This window comes from Planococcus sp. CPCC 101016, assembly GCF_007859295.1.
Taxonomy (GTDB): domain Bacteria; phylum Bacillota; class Bacilli; order Bacillales_A; family Planococcaceae; genus Planococcus.
The window spans coordinates 363,550-383,064 of sequence record NZ_VOHB01000002.1 but is presented as its reverse complement, the minus strand read 5'-3'; the positions used below and the strand labels follow the sequence as shown (position 1 = coordinate 383,064).

The 19,515-nt window shown below is 40.4% G+C and carries 17 protein-coding genes; 1 reads left to right on the top strand and 16 read right to left on the bottom strand.

Annotated features, from left to right (window positions below):
* Nucleotides 1-18: 18 nt before the first annotated feature.
* The 13 genes from FQV26_RS01785 to FQV26_RS01725 all read right to left on the bottom strand — a co-directional run bounded on the left by FQV26_RS01785 (nt 19) and on the right by FQV26_RS01725 (nt 13,192).
* The gene (locus FQV26_RS01785) at nt 19-1,317 is read right to left on the bottom strand and encodes a CapA family protein (protein ID WP_146555661.1); all 1,299 of its coding nucleotides are present in this window, start codon (nt 1,315-1,317) and stop codon (nt 19-21) included.
* A gap of 15 nt (nt 1,318-1,332) precedes the next feature.
* Nucleotides 1,333-2,076, bottom strand: a complete 744-nt coding sequence (gene nfsA / locus FQV26_RS01780; protein WP_261384243.1) for an oxygen-insensitive NADPH nitroreductase — start codon at nt 2,074-2,076, stop codon at nt 1,333-1,335.
* A 21-nt stretch (nt 2,077-2,097) separates the two neighbouring features.
* On the bottom strand, nt 2,098-3,372 hold the full coding sequence (locus FQV26_RS01775) for a TRAP transporter large permease (RefSeq protein ID WP_146555660.1): 1,275 nt from the start codon (nt 3,370-3,372) through the stop codon (nt 2,098-2,100).
* A gap of 15 nt (nt 3,373-3,387) precedes the next feature.
* The gene (locus FQV26_RS01770; RefSeq protein WP_146555659.1) at nt 3,388-3,861 is read right to left on the bottom strand and encodes a TRAP transporter small permease; all 474 of its coding nucleotides are present in this window, start codon (nt 3,859-3,861) and stop codon (nt 3,388-3,390) included.
* A 146-nt stretch (nt 3,862-4,007) separates the two neighbouring features.
* On the bottom strand, nt 4,008-5,066 hold the full coding sequence (locus FQV26_RS01765; protein WP_261384242.1) for a TRAP transporter substrate-binding protein: 1,059 nt from the start codon (nt 5,064-5,066) through the stop codon (nt 4,008-4,010).
* A gap of 181 nt (nt 5,067-5,247) precedes the next feature.
* On the bottom strand, nt 5,248-6,846 hold the full coding sequence (locus FQV26_RS01760) for a PucR family transcriptional regulator (RefSeq protein ID WP_146555658.1): 1,599 nt from the start codon (nt 6,844-6,846) through the stop codon (nt 5,248-5,250).
* A 51-nt stretch (nt 6,847-6,897) separates the two neighbouring features.
* Nucleotides 6,898-7,077, bottom strand: a complete 180-nt coding sequence (locus FQV26_RS01755) for a hypothetical protein (RefSeq protein WP_146555657.1) — start codon at nt 7,075-7,077, stop codon at nt 6,898-6,900.
* Between the two features lie 389 nt (nt 7,078-7,466).
* Nucleotides 7,467-8,957 carry an aldehyde dehydrogenase family protein gene (locus FQV26_RS01750; protein WP_146555656.1) on the bottom strand — a complete coding sequence of 497 codons (1,491 nt, stop codon included), beginning with the start codon at nt 8,955-8,957 and terminating at the stop codon, nt 7,467-7,469.
* Nucleotides 8,958-8,978: 21 nt separating this feature from the next.
* A complete protein-coding gene (locus FQV26_RS01745; protein WP_261384241.1) occupies nt 8,979-9,944 on the bottom strand; it encodes a PDR/VanB family oxidoreductase in 966 nt (321 codons plus the stop codon).
* A 5-nt stretch (nt 9,945-9,949) separates the two neighbouring features.
* Nucleotides 9,950-10,465 carry a hypothetical protein gene (locus FQV26_RS01740; protein WP_146555655.1) on the bottom strand — a complete coding sequence of 172 codons (516 nt, stop codon included), beginning with the start codon at nt 10,463-10,465 and terminating at the stop codon, nt 9,950-9,952.
* A 13-nt stretch (nt 10,466-10,478) separates the two neighbouring features.
* Complete coding sequence (locus FQV26_RS01735) at nt 10,479-11,471, bottom strand: heme-dependent oxidative N-demethylase family protein (protein WP_146555654.1); 993 nt, start codon at nt 11,469-11,471, stop codon at nt 10,479-10,481.
* Nucleotide 11,472: 1 nt separating this feature from the next.
* The gene (locus FQV26_RS01730) at nt 11,473-12,918 is read right to left on the bottom strand and encodes a purine-cytosine permease family protein (RefSeq protein WP_186759591.1); all 1,446 of its coding nucleotides are present in this window, start codon (nt 12,916-12,918) and stop codon (nt 11,473-11,475) included.
* Between the two features lie 70 nt (nt 12,919-12,988).
* Nucleotides 12,989-13,192, bottom strand: a complete 204-nt coding sequence (locus FQV26_RS01725; protein WP_146555652.1) for a hypothetical protein — start codon at nt 13,190-13,192, stop codon at nt 12,989-12,991.
* A gap of 169 nt (nt 13,193-13,361) precedes the next feature.
* On the opposite strand from FQV26_RS01725, the gene FQV26_RS01720 reads away from it, so the two are divergent.
* A complete protein-coding gene (locus tag FQV26_RS01720) occupies nt 13,362-15,155 on the top strand; it encodes a sigma-54 interaction domain-containing protein (RefSeq protein WP_186759589.1) in 1,794 nt (597 codons plus the stop codon).
* A gap of 109 nt (nt 15,156-15,264) precedes the next feature.
* Here the strand turns inward: FQV26_RS01720 and rpoN are convergent, their stop codons facing one another.
* The 3 genes from rpoN to FQV26_RS01705 all read right to left on the bottom strand — a co-directional run bounded on the left by rpoN (nt 15,265) and on the right by FQV26_RS01705 (nt 19,507).
* Nucleotides 15,265-16,620, bottom strand: coding sequence for an RNA polymerase factor sigma-54 (gene rpoN, locus FQV26_RS01715; RefSeq protein WP_186759587.1), 1,356 nt, complete (start codon nt 16,618-16,620; stop codon nt 15,265-15,267).
* A 288-nt stretch (nt 16,621-16,908) separates the two neighbouring features.
* Nucleotides 16,909-18,042: an alanine dehydrogenase gene (gene ald, locus FQV26_RS01710; protein ID WP_146555649.1), complete on the bottom strand. Its 1,134-nt coding sequence runs from the start codon at nt 18,040-18,042 to the stop codon at nt 16,909-16,911.
* A gap of 16 nt (nt 18,043-18,058) precedes the next feature.
* The gene (locus tag FQV26_RS01705) at nt 18,059-19,507 is read right to left on the bottom strand and encodes an aldehyde dehydrogenase family protein (RefSeq protein WP_146555648.1); all 1,449 of its coding nucleotides are present in this window, start codon (nt 19,505-19,507) and stop codon (nt 18,059-18,061) included.
* Nucleotides 19,508-19,515 lie beyond the last annotated feature (8 nt).

Genomic DNA, 19,515 nt, shown 5'->3' with positions numbered 1-19,515 from the left:
CCAATTTTTTTGTGAAAACTATATTTTCACCACGCCAATACCGTTTTTTATATCTATTGATGTTCCATAGACTTTTGATAAGTCTTGAATATTTCTTAATCCTTTTCCCTCACTTGATAATACCGGCCATCCTTTTTGATAGCGTTTTTTTTGGTAGCCTAGATCAATGGGATGCAGGATCAACTCCGTTAGCTCTCCATCTTTCATTTTCCAACAAGGAATGATAGACTCCCACACAAGTGGATTTACACTTAATCCAATGGTATTATTTTTACTTCTCATATCCATCCCATCAGCGACATTGCTGTCTTTAGACAAGTTATATTTCTCATAAAAGTCAGACGGGAGAACTTCTACCGTATCATTTTGAAATATAAAGTTTCCTAAACTGTAGAAAATGGGTCTCTTCTTATAAATTTCTATTCCTCTAACGATATGTGGTCCATGCCCTAATACGGCGTGAGCACCCTCGTCTATGAAAATTCGAGAAGCTTCTTCTATAAAATCGGCAGGGAGCTGCTTGTCTTCACCTTGCATTTCATGGGAATGCAGACTCACTATAACGTAATCTGCTTGCCTCTTTGCCTCGTGAATAGTATTAATGATTCTATCCATATCTATTTTATTTAAAATTCTTTTTAATTCAGAGTGAGAACTTTCTACGAATCTATAATGGCCAAAAACTACTTCTCCATCTTTATCTTTAGGTAGAAAACCTTCTAATATGTCCAGATTTCGACTGGCATTAATTCCGACTTTTTTTGCAACTTCTTTTAAAACTAATAAATCATTTTCATTAACCTTAAATTGGCTAATATGTCTCAAGCCATTTACACCAGGGCGTCCAGGCAAGTCTTTTCTTTGTTCACCAGCAATCCATGTCTCATGAAACGTCGAAGTTGCTGCAATCAGCGCTATCCTTCCGGCTTTAGTCTCAATGTATTTAGGTGAACTAGCCTCCGCTAAGTTCTCTCCTGCTCCTGCATGAATAAAGTCGGCGCTTTCCAATTGCTTTTTTGTTTTGGACAACCCTGTGTATAAATAATCCAAAGTATGATTGTTAGCCCAAGCTACACAATTAAAGCCATATTTCTTTAAATCTTTTACTACTTCTGGTTTTGCTCTTGCCCACGTTCCTCCAGATACTGCCGAAGGGATGCCATCCTCTTCTGGTGTCGTCATTTCAAAATTGGTAAACCGAAAGTCACTTTCAAGAATAATTTTTGACACCTTTTCAAATTCCAAAGATGGCTCTACCGGCAATCTTCTGGTAATAAAGCTGTCACCTGTCGCTGTAAACGAAACCTCTTCTCCCACTTTTCAGCACCGCCTTCACTTTAAATCAAAGCCTTTTTTCCTAAGAAAATCACTAAGTTCTTTTCTTCTAGGTGTAGAAATATAAGAAGAAAGTTGTTCTGTCCAACCACTTGTCCGAATCCCATTAGTTCGCAGTGAATAGTACTCAGAAATAATAGCATCATATTCATGTAAGGCCTTGGGAATAAGGTTAGTTTGATATTTTTCCTCATGAAAAACTGCTTTTACCGGCATTCTCGGCTTTTGCCACGGATTTTGATCCGGATAACCCAGACACATTCCCATGACAGGAAATACGTATTTCGGCAGATTCAGTAAATCCGAAACTGCTTCTGGGTTATTTCTTATTCCACCGATCATTACTCCGCCAAGCCCACATGCTCTTGAAGCTAATAGAATATTTTCTGCGACCAAGGCTGCATCAACTGCTCCTACTATGACATTCTCTATTTCATCGAGAGCTGCTTTTTCTGAATGCATTTCTGAAGCAATATGGAGCCTATAAAAATCTGCGCAAATAACCAGGAATACTGGGCATTCTTTCACATACCGTTGTTTGCCGCACCATACACTCAATTTATCTTTAGATTCAGGATTTTTTATGGTGATAATGCTGTAAGCTTGCATGTTATGAGAGGTGGGCGCCCAGCGTGAAGCCAATAGAATTGTTTCCAAAATCCCCTCTTCAATGGGTTTATCTTGAAACTTCCTTATAGAACGATGACTCTCGATAAGCTGAATCATTTCAGGCTTTTCCAAATTTTTATAGCCTCCTTATCACTAATTTAATAAATTAACCAAGAATAAAGAAACTTCAGGTACGTAAGTAATCACCATGAGTCCTATTAGATTAAAGGCTAAAAATTTCATAAGTCCGGGCATCATTTCACTCAAACTCATTTTTGTTATAGTCTGTGCCACAAATATATTTATTCCAAAAGGTGGGGTATACATACCAATAGCTAAGTTTGCTATCATAATGATACCTAAATGTACGGGATCAACACCTAGAGCCATGGCAGCTGGATAAATTAATGGTGCAGTTACAATAATCGCTGCTACTCCTTCCATAAACATTCCCATAATTAATAGGATTACGTTAAGCAACAATAAGAAAACAATTACTGAGGTAATATTTGTTGTTATTAGCTCTACCACCATTTGGGGCAATCTCTCTCTAGTCAGCACCCAGCCAAGCACCTGTGCTGCCGCGACTAAAACCAATACTTGCGCAGAAGTTATTGCGGACTCTATACAAATGACCCAAAACTTTTTTACTGTCAGTTCTCGGTAAACGAAAAATCCAATAACAAATGCATAAACAGCTGAAACTCCTGCTGCTTCGGTAGGAGAAAATATACCTGAGTAAATACCGCCAAGAATAATTACTGGAATTAATAAAGCCCACCATGCTTTCCCAAAGGATCGGAGCAGTTCTTTTCCTGTAGCTTTTTTATCTTTAGGTATGTTGTGACGTTTTGCGTAAATATAGATATAAATAATCGATGAGAGGCCAAACACTATTCCTGCTCCAATTCCTGCGATAAATAGACTTCCAACAGATACGCCGGTAACTGACCCAAAAATAATAAGTGTGATACTTGGTGGAATAATAAGTGAAATTGATCCTGCTGAAGCTAGCAAACCGGCTGAAAAGGTCTTGTTATAGCCATTTCTTATTAAGTCTGGATACATGATTTTGCCGATAGCGATTACAGTTGCAGGACTTGAGCCAGAAAGTGCTCCAAAGAACATACTCGCTACTTGAGTAGTTAAGGCTATCCCACCTGCCAAATGACCGACTAGAGCGCGTGAAAACTTTAGAATACGATTCGATAATCCTCCTTCATCCATAATATTAGCGGCTAAGATAAAGAAGGGGAGTGCCATAAGAGCAAATTGGTCGATCCCTCCAAATAATCGCTGAATCAGCACCATTGGTTCAGTTGTACTGAGAAATATTACTGAGAGAAAAGCAGCCATACCTAATGAAATAAAAATAGGTACGCTGGTGAATAAAAATAATATTAGTAAAACACCCAAGGTTATAAGCATAAGAACTTCTCCTTTTTATTCCTCACTCAATTTGCCATTTTTTAATAGCAGGTATGTTTGATGTAAAATGTGAATCACAGATAACAATGCTCCCAGCGGAATCGCCAAGTAAATCCAAAAGGTTTTAATTTCCAGTGAGGGCGTGATTTGTCCTGAGTTCATACTAAACATTACTAAATCAATTCCGTATTTTATAAGAAAGAACATGAAAATAAGAGAAATTAGATTAATATAAATTTGTAATAAAGAACTTCCTTTGCTTGAAAAGTAGTTTATTAATAAATCGATACCGACATGAATCCCTCTCCGGAAGCAGATACTTGAACCGATGAAAGCAATCCAAATCATTGCATATCTAATAAATTCTTCAGCCCATGAGGTATTTGCAGAAAAGAAATAACGTAAAATTATATTTACGAATAGAACTGTTGTTGCAGCTAAAATAGCCGATCCAACGAAAAAATCTTCACATTTCTTCAATATATTCATAACATCACCTTTTCTTAATCGAATATACTTCAAACCAGTAGGACAAAGGACAAGTTCCTGGTTATGTAGAAAGTAAATAACAAAAAAAGCAAGAGATTATTGAATGCAGTTATGTATTCTCATCTCTTGCTCACTGTTTAATTAAATTAATTTGCACCTTTTTCTATTTCTTCTTTCACTTTCTTCAACAATTCCAATTGTTCAGGAGTATTATAGACTTCTTCATGGAAGGGCTCAGAAACTTCTCTGAACTTTTCAATTTCAGCATCTGTCAATTCGTAATATTCAACTCCCGAATCAATAATTTGCTGTCTGTAATCTTCCTCTGTTTCGCTAAGTGCTGTTCTGGCGGCTTGTTTGCCTTCTTCTTCAGCTTGAAGGATTAATTCTTTGACTTCATCCGATAAACCATCAAACCATCCTTGATTTGCCATCAAAAGATAAGTCATAGTTCCATGGTAACCTTCGATTATATTATTCTGTACTTCATGGTAATTGTTTAAGAAAATAGTTTGCAAAGGATTTTCTTGGCCGTCCACTACTCCTTGTTGCAATGAATTGTATACTTCTGCATAAGGTACTGGAATCGCATTTGCTCCCCATGTTTTATATTGTTCAATCAATAGCGGAGACTCCATTACACGCATAGTTAAACCTTGCAAGTCTTCTGGAGACTTAATGGGCGTATTTTGAGTGGTGAATAACTTATAACCTCCCGGCCAGAATCCCAGCCCTTCAAAACCACCCGACTCAAGTGTGCTTAAAACTTCATCACCCACTTCACTATCGAGAACTCTATATTTTTCTTCTGCTTCTTTTGGCCATAAATAAGGAAGATCAATTAATTTCACATCATCTACAAACGGACTCACGACAGCTGAAGGCTGCATAGTTATATCGATTTCACCGATTTGAGTAGATTCAACTTGTTCTCTTAAACTTCCGAGTTGTGAGGCTGGATAAACTTCAACTGTTATTTTCCCATCAGATTCACCTTCAACGATTTCTTTGAATTTTTCTGCACCCACGTGCTCTGGACTCTCTAATGGTTGATTGTGGCTAAAAGTAATAGTCATTTCCGGAAATTCCCCTGCGGCTCCATCACTTCCACTTCCTGCCGTATCCTCTGAATTGCCACAACCTGATAACAATAACGCACCGAGACTTATTCCTACAGCCAATGTTCTAAGTTTATTTAACCCCACAAAAGTTCCCCCTTCTATTTTTAAAACTTTTATCCCTTATTCATTACACCTTAATATACATGTAAGGTTTTCTGACAAGTGTTCTATTTCTCATTTTAACTTTATTTTCTGAATTTTTAAATGGTTATGGAACACAAAAAAGTTGCCGAATAATTGTCTAAAACAACAATAATCGCAGCAACTAGCTTTGTTTTTTTTCTTTATGAAGAAGTTCATGTATTTTTAATCCTAAAATAAAGTTTAACTTTCCTTCTGAAGTTTTCAAATCACAACCTGTTATATCTTCAATTTTTTTCATACGATACTTTAAAGTATTTATGTGGATAAATAGTGATTCAGCAGTGCTTTTTAAAACTTCATTGTGGTGAAAATACGTTTTTATCGTTTTAATTAATTCGTTTTTATTGTCTTGTTCAATTAGTTTTCCTAACGTTTCCGAATAAAAATTCTCTAATTCGTTACTGCCTCTCAATTGATCCAGCAAACGGTATGCGCCTAAATCTTCATAATGGAAAATACCTTCGGCATTGCGCAAGGCCTGATTTAAATTTATAGCTTTTTCGCTTTGCACAAAACTCTCCTGTATTCCTTCTGGTCCTTTTCCAACCCTCCCAATTCCAAGATAGACAGGAGATGGAAGATTTGCATATTCAGAAAGAGCAGCATAAATCTCTTCGTAAACCTCTCTTGTGTCACCTTCTTCAACGGGAAAGATAATTACGACATTTCCTTTTAGATAACCAATTAATGACGAGGGACGAATTTTTTGAACAGCAGCATTTATCTTATAATCGAATGCTTGAATTAATTTTTCATCAGTTGAGTCGCTTCCTGAAAAGTATAAAGATAAACAAATATATTTTGTTTCTCTCGTAATGCGGTACTGATCTCCCCATTCAATAATTTTATTTTTCTTTATATTTTCACTGAACAATAATTCCCTAATAAAATCTCTTTTGTACCTCTGCTCAACTTCATATTTCACCTGTAATTTTAAGAACTCTAACGCTAACAAACTAGAAGCTTTTTCTAAAATCGCTAAATCTATAGATAAATTATCATTGTTGATTTCCCAACAGCTTATATTTCCTAAATACTCTCCATCATTCATAATGGGAGCCGCAATGGTAGAAAGAACCTTATCCCCAAATTTACGTTTTAAGTGGAGTGGCCGTCCAATTATTGAAAGTTCGTTTATTTGCTCTTTGGTCAGAGCTGATATTTTTTGAGGAGATTGTGGTACAGAGACATAGGAAACATCACTTTCTATTGTAATAGTGTTTTTCGTTAGATAACTTACATTATTCAAGAACTCCTGAATACTTTGAGCATTTATTGAAACTTCATGCAATATTTTGTTGGCTTGCTCTAAATCTTCTTGTAGAACGACTTTGTCGTTAAATATATGATGCATAACAGGTGAAAGAATGTCTAAGTATTTTATGTGATTAGGAATTTCTATGATGGGAAACCCTAACTTATTTCCACTATCTATTATTTCTTTTGGAATTTTTTCGATAAATTGGGATGGCTTTATAGCTAAGGCCGTAGCTCCTGCACTATGAAGATTTTGTACTAAAGTATTTTGCGCATTAACGTCATCTTTAATTGCAAAAAGTGAAGTTAAAATCAATTCTTTACCATTTAACCATTGAACAACTTCCGGCACTTCCATAATTGTCACATTTTCAATTATTCGCGATAATCCTTCTTGCCCAGCCACTAATTTACATTCGTGAAACTTTCCTAACTTCATCGCATTCCTTAAAGAAATACCCATTGGTTATCTTCCTAACTATTAATGAATTTACTAATTTCTCAACCTGGCCATTCAGGTTAACTGAAACTCTTTTTTTATTGCTTCATAATCTAAATCTAATATCTCACAACAATTTTTTACTTCACCGAAAAAATCATAATCTTTCTCCACTGGTCTATCTCTATATTCAGAGTAAAACAGAATTAGTCCATGCAATTTCGTAAATGCTTCCAATTTCTCATCTTTATTCATTGTTATTCCTCCTTAAAGTCAATTTAATATATCTGTATAATCTAATTATTCTTTTTATTATACACGATGCATTAAGTTTTTTGATATTTTTTATATTTAATAGAATTTTTAATATGTCTTATCAAATTACATATTGGAATTACAGATTTATTGCTCAGTAATCCCATCAAATATTTACGGTGCTCCCTAATCCCCTATTCTTTTTTCTTCTTACTATATGTATTAAAATGCATATTTTTTCATATACAACTCTTTGTAGTAAAGAGTTCGATTCATGCTAGTTCGATAAAAAAAGAACTGCTTTCTCAGCAGTTCTTTTTTTATCGTTTCTTCCCAACATTCTTTTGAAATGCCGGCAGAATCTCCGACCTCGATTACGTCAATTTTCTTCAGCTTGGGAACCAGCCAACCGGCTCCACATTCAGTCTAGTATTGATTTGCTTAGTTTCTTGGAAATCTTCCATTCCATACTTCCCTAAACTTCTCCCAATTCCACTTTGTTTGTATCCGCCCCATGGAGCTTCTACGTAGGTTGGGTGATAATCATTGATCCACGTTATACCCGCTCGAATCTTCTTGATGACCCGCAAGGCTTTTGCGCCGTCATTGGAAAATACACCGCCTGCAAGTCCGTAGTCTGTGTCATTCGCCAATCGGATTGCTTCTTCTTCCGTACTAAATTTCTGAATGGTGACAACCGGGCCGAAAATCTCTTCTCTGACAATACGCATGTCATTGGTAACGTCTGTGAAAACAGTAGGCTTGATGAAAAAGCCTTTATCGAGGCCATTTTCAGTTAAGCGATAACCGCCAGCCGCTAATGTCGCGCCTTCTTCTTTGCCGATTTCAATGTAGTTTAAAATACTGTTCATTTGTGCTTCACTAACAATTGCCCCTACATCAATGCCCTCTTCCAAGCCAGGTCCAACTTTGATTTTATTGGCACGTTCCACATATCGCTTCACGTATTCATCATAAATGCTTTCTTCCACTAAAATCCGGCTGCCTGACGAACATACTTGGCCTGCACCGAAGAAGATTCCGAATAATCCATAGTCTACCGCCGTCTCAAAATCAGCATCCGCAAAAACGATATTCGGTGATTTCCCACCCAGTTCAAGTGAAATTTTCTTCAAGTTGCCAGCCGCAGCGCGCATAATTCCGCGTCCTACTTCTGTGCTTCCAGTGAAAGACACAACATCTACATCCATGCTTTCTGCAATTGTTTGGCCGATAACTGAACCGCGGCCCAAGACCATATTCGCTACACCTTTAGGAACTCCGACTTCTTCCATAATTTCAAACAGTTTCATCGCTGTGACAGGTGTCACTTCTGCCGGTTTATAGACAATGGAGTTGCCGGCTGCCAGTGCAGGTGCAATTTTCCAAACGCTCATTAGGAGAGGGAAGTTCCACGGAACGATCAAGCCTGCCACCCCTACCGGTTCTTTTACCACCATTGCCTGGACATTATCAGGCACTTGGTAAGTTTCCCCTTCAGGATGCATAATCATACCCGCGTAATAACGGAAGCATGTGGCTGCATCAGCGATATCAAACCCGGCTTCTTCTTTGCGTTTGCCGTTATCCATTGTTTCCAACACCGTTAACTCTTCTGCACGCTCATCAATTTTGTCAGCAATCGCATTCAAGACAGCCGCTCGCTCATGGGTTGTTTTGCCTGCCCAAATCCCACTTTCAAATGAGTCACGCGCAGCCTGAATCGCCTCTTCTGTTTCTTCCTTACTCGAGCGCGGCGCATGTGCAATCACTTCCTGGTTTGCAGGATTGATGACAACGCACGTATCTCCTGATGCTGCTAACTGCCATTCACCATTAATGTAATTTTTAAGTTCCAATACACTTGTTAATACTGTCATATCATTTCCTCCTTCTTAAGATTAAATTTTAATCGCTATTTTTTCGTTTTTGGCGCGTGAACAGCATGCCAAAATAGAGTTTCGGTTCTTTCGATCTTCTTCCGTCAAGAACACATCCTTGTGAAGAACTTCACCTTCTGCCACTTCCAACTCACAACTTCCGCAGCCGCCTATCTTACAGGCGTATGGCGCTTCAATCCCTGCTTTCAACAACGCTTCCAGCAAGGTTTCATCTTCACTCACATGCAAAGTTCTGTCGCTGTCGATCAGCTCGACCATAAACGCATTTTTTGGACCGTTGTCCTGAGCACTTGAAAATAGCTCGAAATGAATGGCTTTAGCCGGATATCCGTAGGATGCGGCAGCATCCCGGTACTCTTTCACCATATTTACCGGACCGCAGAAATAGACATGCGTGCCGATGCGATGATTCAGCATGGAAGTCGGCGACATCTTTTGAGGTTCATCGCTGCGGGAAAAATAAAAATGGCAGCGGTCACCATAAATTTCTTTTAACTCCTTGAAAAATGCACATTGTTCTGAAGTGCGTGCAGTGTAATGGAGTTCAAAGGTCTGCCACTCCTCCAAATCTTTTGCCATTGTTAAAAATGGAGTAATCCCTATGCCTGCTGCATAAAAAACATGATGCTTCGCTTGATAGCTTAAGGCAAAATGATTTCTCGGAAAGCTGATCTCAAGCACCATACCGACTTCAACTTCTTCATGCCAATAAAGAGATCCGCCCGTTGAATAATCATCTTTCCTGATTGCTATTTCATAAAAATTCCGCTCTTGGGGTGGACTCACAAGAGAATAAGCCCGCTCTAAAATTTCTTCTTCTTTTTGCAAAAATGTTTTTATATGAGCTCCTCCCGCAAATGCCGGCAATAATAAATTATCAGTAGGAGCGAACCGGAATCGTTTCACGAACTCTGTTTCTTGTATGATTTGAACAACTTCCACTTGAATATTTCCTGCGACTCTCATCTTTCTCAACTCCCCACTGTTTGTCGTTGTTCGACAGGTATAAATGGATAGCCAATATAGCCTTTTCTTACTTTCGAAAAGAATGGCCCTACTTCCAAGTGAGCACTGCATTGGCATTGCACCGCTGATGCTTCGCCTGCAATTTCATTAGTACTGAAGCATTTCATGCAATAAACAAACCGCTTTTTTTGGCCTATTATAAATGTTTGAATTTCCTCTTCTGATGCACCTTCTTCAACAGTCAGCGAAAATAAACGGTAAGCCGTATCCCATTGAGCGACGATGCATAATTGAGTACCCATTTTTTGAGAAGCTACAAATTCACTGACCTTCTGATCGGGAGTGTCCTCTGAAACCAGCAGCGACTCTGCCGGAATGGTATTCGCTGTCTCTAATATGCCTTCAGCCTGCTCTCTGCCAGTTTCGTCGAACAATACAGCAATCTTTGTTCGCCCTTGCAGAAGGGAAAAATTTTCGGCTAATGTAGGGGATTGATCGAATAATACCGGACGGCTGTACATAGAATCCTCTCCTTTACGCTTCACTTTCTTTACTTGCTTTTATTTTTTCATCTTCTCTTCGCAAATATTCAACTGTTTGCGGCAAATAAGGCGCAATCCCTTTGTACTCTGCCATCGGTTCCGGGATATCCTGCAAAACGCTGTAGGTTAAATCAAACCATTCCTGGCGTAATTTCAAATCCTCCATCGGCAGAAATTGTGTATTCAAAACAAATAAAATGGCATTGCTTCTTGGCATACGGTAAAACTTCTGCTCTTCTACACGAAGGCGGACAAGTTCACCGGCATTTTCAGCGGTAATCAAACTTCTCTCCGGTTCCCAGACATCCATCGTTTCGTAGTTGACATCCCAACGATTGGCCATCAAGTTCCAGTTAATGCGTGTCCACGGTTCGCCAGCTTCGATAGAGTGCAGGAATTGGCGGATGCGTTCGGCCATTTGGTCTCCTTTTCGGGAGACGAACGGAACCGGCGCATGGATTTCGTTGAAACTCATTCCTTTATTCCAATGAGCTGAAAATAAAGCCGCATAAGATACTTGTCCAACTTCCAAGTAATAATTATCGTCACGCTGTACCATCAAAACAAAATCATTGTGGAAATGGCGTCCAATATAATCAAAAGGCTCTAATTTCAGTGTTGTGGAGTCCCCAAAAACAAACGATTCCTCTTCTGCTAATATATTGTTTTTGAATGTCCAATTTTTTCCGTCTTTTTCTACTTCAAAGTGTTGCGGGTAACGGCTGACTGCCATATCAACCAACATTTCAAGAACTTCCCACTGCATTTCATGCGTGTGTGGAAAAGATTGAAAACGAACTTCCGGCTGTTCATCCAATAAACGTCTTTTGGCTTTGATCTGCAATTCATACTCTGGAGTGATTTCCACACAGTTTATATTTTGTAACTTCTTTAAGTCATTGGAATAACGGTAATTCCCTGACGTGAACGGAAATGGAAAAGTAGTTAAATCAGTCGTTTTGAAATCCAGTTTTTGTGTGAACATATTAAATTTCCCCTTTCGAGATTAAGGCAGCTGCCGGTTCTTTAGACTCTTGGACAATGCGGCTGCCGGCCTGATCGACTTCGTATTTAAAAATATATTTGGCTGACACATAATAAGATATCAATGCAGCAAAGTAGGTCGGGATGCCTGCTGACATGTATAGAAACAGATTGCTCGAGTTGAACGTCAGCGGATTATACAATCCCCAGTAAACCAGAATACTGACTCCGATCGCGACAAGGGCAGATGGGTTTATTCCCTTCCAATACGTATATGCTCCCTGTGTATCGTAGAGATGTCTCAGAGAGATCTTTTGTTTTTTAACAAAAAAGTAATCTGCGATAATAATTCCTCCAAGGCTTGCCATGATAAACGAAACAACAGCAATGAAAGACCCAAAAGCGTTGTAGAATGTAGCACTTAACAACAGCAAAACCGCGGGAATCGTCGTCCCCATTGAAAATAACCAGGTTCTTTTCGGGAATAAGGTTTTAAAGCTGACTGCTTGTGAATACATAAGGAAAATCGCTGCCCCTAAGTTGGCCACTGTGAGCAATAGCAAGCCAATCAGTCCCCCGTACGTCCCCGCAATTGCCATCATCCAACTTGCAGGAGCCAGTGAACCAGCGATTAATGTCGCAAGCGCTCCAACGATCGCCGCTAAAGCAACGATAACGCCGTAACTGTAGAAGCCGGCTTTGAATGCGCTGCTTTCTTTTTTAGCAAGCCTGCTGTACTGCCCCAGATAAGGCAGCCATGAAAATCCTAATCCGATGTTAATCTCAAGAGCGATTGCCAGTGAGCGAGAGTTTGTTTCAAACGGTTCTGCCGGAAGCAAAGAAGATAATGCCGGAATATGTTGCCCAAACACAATGATTCCTAAAAGCCCCACTAAAAAAATAATGAAAGCCGGAACCGCAAAAAGATTAAATTTCCGGATGGCTGCTGGTCCGCGCACCGTCACGAGAAAAGCAAGCGCGAACAAGAATATTGCAAAAAACGGTGTTCCTGTTCCGGGGCTGGTAAAAAGAGCAGGCAATCCAAGCCATACAGCTACTTCTACTAAAGCCTCGCCGGCCATGAATAAAGCAATTGCTATGTAGCCAAGAGTCAAAGCCAAAAAGATGAAGAAAAAAGCTTGAGCTCCTTTATAGCCTAGAGAACTGCGAAAACCGATGAATGTATCAATGCCATACCTGGCAAAGAATAAGATGATCGGAGCGATTAAAAACATGGGAAACGCATTTCCGAAGAGTACGGCTGCCAAGGATTCTGATGACCCAAGCATGCTCCCTGTATAAGCGCCAGTCAGAAGTCCAAAAGCTGATAACCCGATAACTACTTGCACGAGTATTAAATCCCAGAAACTGAAGATCCGTCCTTTTTTGTCGGTGGGCAAAAATCCGAAAGCAACGTCATTTGTTACAGCCGATGTTTGTTTTGGCATTGAATTCACTCCTTTATCAGTTGTCATTTTCTAGTATTGGTAAAATACTTTTTGCGTGGTATTCTAAGCTTTATATGACTGTAGCGGCAAAAAAGATGATGATCAGGCTCATTACCGTTAATACACCGATAGTATCTTTCCACTGGACCTGTTCAGTTCTGTCATTTTCGCTATGTTCGTAATCTTGGATTCTTTTTTCTAAGTCTTCATACATGCCTCGAATAAATGGGTCGTCAGATTGAAGATTTTGCTCGTATTTACTCAGTTCGTTCATTGGTATCCCTCCATTTTTCAAAATTTTCAAACGTATATAGATTATATAGCAAGAAGCGTGCCAACTATGAAAGCGCTTTAAATAACTGTTTTCACATTGGGTTCTATGTGATGGAATTCAAAAATGAAATTATTATTCAATTCTGAAATATCGAATAGGAGCAATGCATATGGAATGGAAATCTATTTTACTTCACCTTTATGATTACTTGATTGTGACCACTGATGAGGGTATTGTCTGTTCCACGGATGGAAATGATGACCCTTTGTTCGCTAATATATCCAGATATAAGAATATAGAAGAGTTGGAGACCAAATTGTTTACCGAAGGAATCTACTCTCAATTAAATAAAGATTTTAAGAAACAAGTTTATCGGCAGACCACATGGATGGGGATTGATGTCCTGACAACTGTTTTTAAAGAAAAAAATCATTTTTACTTTGCCTACACCCACCTCATCCCCCCTTATATAGAAGCAGAAAATCATGAGCGTACTGATTTTACATCCTCCTTTATCGTCAACAGCCAGCCAATGGAAGAAGTTGCTTCTAAATTGAAAAAAGTAGCAGCAGTTGGAGTGACCGTTCTGTTGCTCGGGGAATCAGGAGTCGGCAAAGAAATGGCGGCAAAAACAATTCATCAAATAGGCAGCCGCTCTGACAAACCATTCGTTTCCATTAACTGCGGAGCCATCCCAGAGAATTTGTTGGAAAGTGAATTATTCGGATTTGTCGACGGGGCCTTTACAGGAGCCAAAAAAGGCGGAGTCGAAGGGAAATTTCGCCAAGCCCATACAGGAATCTTATTTCTGGATGAAGTTGCTGAACTGCCTCTGTCGCTCCAGGTCAAGATTTTAAGGGCGCTTGAAGAACGGGTAATTACGCCTATCGGCAGCAGCAAGTCCTATCCAGTAGATATACAAGTCGTTGCAGCTACCAATAAACCCCTTGAAGAAGCTGTAGCAAAGGGAGAATTTCGGGCAGATCTCTATTACCGATTAAATGTAGTGCCGATAATGATTCCGCCCTTACGTGATCGGGTCGAAGAAATTCCTTCTCTTGTCCAGCACTTCATCCAAAAACTTAACGTCCGTTATCATAAACAAGTCAGTTTTTCTCCAGATGCATTGGATTATCTATGCTTACAGCCGTGGCACGGGAATATTCGAGAATTGGAAAATACAGTAGACCGCCTTATGGTTCTTTCCAATACATCCATTATTACCAGTTCATTGATAGAACAGATCATCCCTCCAACAATTCCATCCCGGGTATCCAGTCCCATGATCAACCAATTGATGCCGCTGCAAGAAGCCGTAGAAATGGTAGAAGAGGAATTGATCACAATGGCGATGGAACAATACAAATCTGTAAAATTGGCTTCAAATATTCTTGGAATCAGTCAACCGACAATGAGCAGAAAATATAAAAAAATTAGGGATATGCAAAAGAGCGGAAACAGCCAGCTCAGTAAACGCCGGATTTTAGAAGAACAATTAAACAAACATTTACGATCCATCACCATCGTCACAGCAGTGGCCATTTCTCCTGAAGAAGTGAGAAACGCCGTAAAAGACACGAGCAATGCTGCGTTGCGAGCTCCTCTTTCCCAAAAGTTCACTGCCATACACCAGCAAGAAGGCGGAATCAAATGGGTATTTGTTTTTCAGATGCAAGCCGATGGAAAGGTTATGCACGTTGCCGCTTCGGATGATTTCGTCATTAACCCTGGCGAAGAATATATCGGACCGCCTGAAGTGATGAAAGTTATTTACGAAGCATTCAAAGGAAAGAGTGGCGTTACGCCTTTATACGAAGATGAATACGGGATTTGGAAGAGCAGCATCGCCCCCCTTTACGATGAAAATGGCCATATCATTGCCATCATCGGTTTTGATTATAGTGAAGAATATGTCAACAGCGAATTGCAGCGGCTCAGCAAGCAATTAAACATCACCCTTTGAACTCTCAATTAAACAAAGGCATTCTAAAAAAAGAAGACAGAAGACTAATGAATTTCCACTCATCAATCTTTTGCCTTCTTTTGGTTTGAATTTATCCAAATCGCCAGGCTCAACCGTAACGGATTCTCTTCGCTGAGTTGCTGATCAATAATTCTTCCCTGTATTTCGCTACGGTTCTTCTGGATATTTGAATATTTTCTTTTTGCAGCAGAGCCACAAGATTTTGGTCAGAATATGGCTTTTTGCGATCTTCAGACTGTATAATCTCTTTTATCTTTGCCTTAATCTGAGCTGTGGATTCCATTTCGCCTTCCTTATTCACTAAACCTTTGGCAAAAAGCGTTTGGATGCTGAAAATTCCACATGGTGTTTGAATATATTTGTTTTTGACCGCTCTGCTGATAGTGGATTCGTGTACTTCAAGCAGCTCTGCTGCATCTTTTAGCCGCATGGGTTTAAGACCCGCTTTTCCTTTTTCGAAAAAGCTCGATTGCACTTCTACTAGTAACCTGGCTAATCGATACAAGGTTTTATCCCGTTGTTCCAAGCCTTGGATTAATATGCTGGCATCTTTTAAATTCGCTTTTAAGTATTCCTTTGTTTGAATGTCACACTCTTTTATCATTTGCGAGTAATAGTCACTGATAGACACAGACGGAATATGACGTCTGTTGATGCTGACAATCCATTCCCCTTCCACTTCATTGACGATGATATCCGGAATGATGTATTCAACTGCCTCATGGACCAGCTCCTGCAACGGTTTCGGTTTAAGGGATCTGATGTAATCCACAGCATTCTGGATTTCCGTTTTAGATTCTCCGCAAGCGCCCGCTATTTTTTTCAAAGCACCTTCTGCCAAATCGTTTAAATATTGATCAACGATTCGATAAGGCAAACTGGATGCTGAATGGGTCTGCGCAATCTGAATCAACAAGCATTCTTTCAGATTTCTGGCGCCAATCCCAGCTGGCTCGAACGTTTGAAGCAACTGCAGTACATCTTCTGCCGTCTCTCTCTCGACTCCGAAGCTTTCTGCTGCATCTTCTATAGAAATATCCATGTAGCCGGATTCATTTAAATTATTGATGTAATAGAGCAGCATCTTTTTTTCGGTGCAGCTCAAACAAGTATTAAAAGGGATTTGTTCCACTAAGTATGTTTCGATATCATTAATTTCAGGATTCAATGGTCTCTTCGCATCTAAATAACCTTCGGTTTTTCCTTTAGTTGAATTGCTTGAAGCCGGCTGATTTTTTAGTAAAACCATCTTTTCAATCTTTTTGAAGTCGACTTGGTAATCTTGATACTCAATATTCAATAAAGGATTTTCTGACACTTTCTCTGCTAAGCAGGCTTGTAATTCCACTGCCGACATCTGTAAAACTTGCAGCGATTGCTGCATTTCCTGTGACATTTTTAAGGCTAGGTTTTGCTTGATGCTGACTTCTAGTTGCAATGTCATCAACTCCTTATAAAATATTGTTAATTTTATAATAATATACATCAGCAACTTTTACTTAAAATTATTAAATATATGTTTTAAAATCACTTTGTTGTATGTTAAACAAGGAAAAAAAGCATAGGCTATTCATTTTTATCTTACACCTGATGAAACCTACACGTTTTTGATTTTGCATTTCCAATGCTAAAACAGACAATCCTCAAAGGAATTGTCTGTTTTCTATTTGTCCGGATTAATTTTTGGTGCCACCCCAGCTGTTAAAGGCGGCTTTACGAAATCCAATCCGTATTAAACTGCAGCTACAGTCGCCATCAGATTTTTCTCTACTTCAGTGTACGGATAATTATGTGCTTCAGCTACTGCCTTATAAGTGACTTTCCCATCAACCACATTGATTCCTTTGGCAATTGCTTGATTGTCCAATGCTGCTTGTTTATAGCCTTTATTGGCAATTTGCACACCGTAAGGGATTGTTGCATTCGTCAAAGCTAGGGTAGAAGTACGAGCCACTGCCCCTGGCATATTGGCTACAGAATAGTGCAGTACTTCGTGTTTCACATAGGTTGGATTGCTGTGCGTCGTAATATGATCAACCGTTTCAATGGAACCGCCCTGATCGATTGCCACATCCACAATAACGGCTCCCGGCTGCATGGTTTTGACCATTTCCTCGGTGACAAGCATCGGCGCGCGGGCACCTGGAATCAAAACGGCCCCTACCAATAAATCGGCTTCTTTTACGGCATTGGCAATGTTCAAGCTGTTTGAAGCCAAAGTCTTCAACCGTCCATTGAATTGGTCATCAAGCTGGCGCAGCCGGTCCATGTTGACATCAAGAATCGTTACGTTCGCCCCTAGCCCGACGGCCATTTTTGCAGCATTGGTTCCAACGATGCCGCCCCCGATGATGACTACATTGCCGGGAGCCACTCCAGGAACGCCGCCTAACAGGACGCCTCTTCCTCCTTTTGGATTCTCCAGGAATTGCGCACCGATTTGAACTGACATCCGTCCCGCAACTTCACTCATCGGCGTCAGAAGCGGAAGTGCCCCGTTATCAAGTTGAATCGTCTCATAAGCGATAGCTGTCACTTTCTTGTCGACAAGCGCTTTGGTCAATTCCGGTTCTGGTGCTAAGTGCAGATAGGTATAGAGAATCTGGCCTTCGCGGAAATTGCGATATTCCTCAGCCACCGGCTCTTTTACTTTGATCACCATTTCCGCTGACCATGCCTCTTCTGCCGTGCTGACAATTTTCGCACCAGCAGCTTGGTATTCCTCATCGGTAAAACCGCTGCCTGCTCCGGCATTCGTTTGAATCCAGACTTCATGACCATTATTTTTAAATGCTGTTACTCCTGCAGGTGTCGTTCCGACACGGTTTTCGTTGTTTTTAATTTCTTTCGGTATGCCAATAATCATCCTGTTCACCCCTAATTTAGTAGTTTTGGTTAAAGACAACGAGCTTGAGTTCTGTCATTTCTTCAATTGCGTATTTGACGCCTTCACGTCCAACGCCGCTTTCCTTTACTCCCCCGTATGGCATGTGATCGACACGGAATGTCGGAATATCATTGACCATCACGCCGCCAACATGCAGTTTCTTTGTAGCCGTCAACGCTGTATGGATGTTTTCTGTATAAATTCCCGCCTGCAAACCATAGCGTGAATCATTCACTTGGCTAATAGCTTCTTCTACTGACGCTACTTTGTTTATAACAATGATCGGTGCAAATACTTCCTGGCAAGACACTTTCAGCTCCGCATCGACCCCCGTCAGTATAGTCGGATGAAGGATGTTCCCTTCTGCCTTGCCTCCTGCCGCAACTGTTGCTCCGCCTTGCTTCGCTTCTTCAATCCACGCAAGCGCACGTTCTACATCTTTTTTGCTGATCAACGCAGAGACATCGGTGGATGAATCCTGCGGATCGCCGAGTTTCAGACGTTTTGTAGCTTCGACCATTTTTTCAATAAACTCTTCATACAGATCTTCATGGATATAGGCCCGCTGCAGCGAGATGCAAACTTGTCCTTGAAAAGCAAACGCTCCTGCCACACAGCGGGCGATAATTTTATCGAGATCGATTCCTTTATCAATAATGACAGCTGCGTTTGAACCAAGCTCCAAGGTTACACGTTTCAATCCAGCTTTATTGCGAATGCCTATACCGACAGCCGGGCTTCCGGTGAAGGAGATTTTCTTTACCCGGTCATCTTTTACTAATACTTCACCGATCACCGCACCGCTTCCCGTGACCACATTCAATGCACCGGCCGGCAATCCGGCTTCTTTAAACACTTCTGCTAAAAATAGGGAAGATAAAGGAGTTTGTCCCGCTGGTTTCAGCACGACGGTATTTCCGGAAGCAATTGCCGGCCCCACTTTATGGGCAACCAGGTTCATTGGAAAGTTGAAAGGCGTAATGGCTCCAATTACCCCTAAAGGTTCCCGGACCGTATAGGCGATTCGGTTCTCTCCCCCTGCAGCAGCATCCATCGGAATCGTTTCCCCGTGAATACGTTTTGCTTCTTCAGCTGCGAACTTATATGTCGCAACCGTCCGGTCGACTTCTGCGCGGGCTGTCTTTATAGGCTTGGCCGCTTCCCTTGCAATAATGCCAGCCGCTTCATCTGCACGTTCTCCTAGTATTTTCGCGACATTTTCCAAAATTTCAGCGCGTTCATGGGCAGGCATCTCCGCCATTGTGTCCGTTGCCTTAAAGGCGGCGGCAATCGCCAGGTCTACATCTTCCGCTGTTGCAGAAGCGACTTGCGCAATTTCTTCATTGCTGTAAGGAGAATACAAAGGCTTATACGTTTTCGCCTCCACCCATTCCCCGTTTATAAATAACTGTTTTTTTACTGCGATTACTTCAATCTGCGACATACACATTG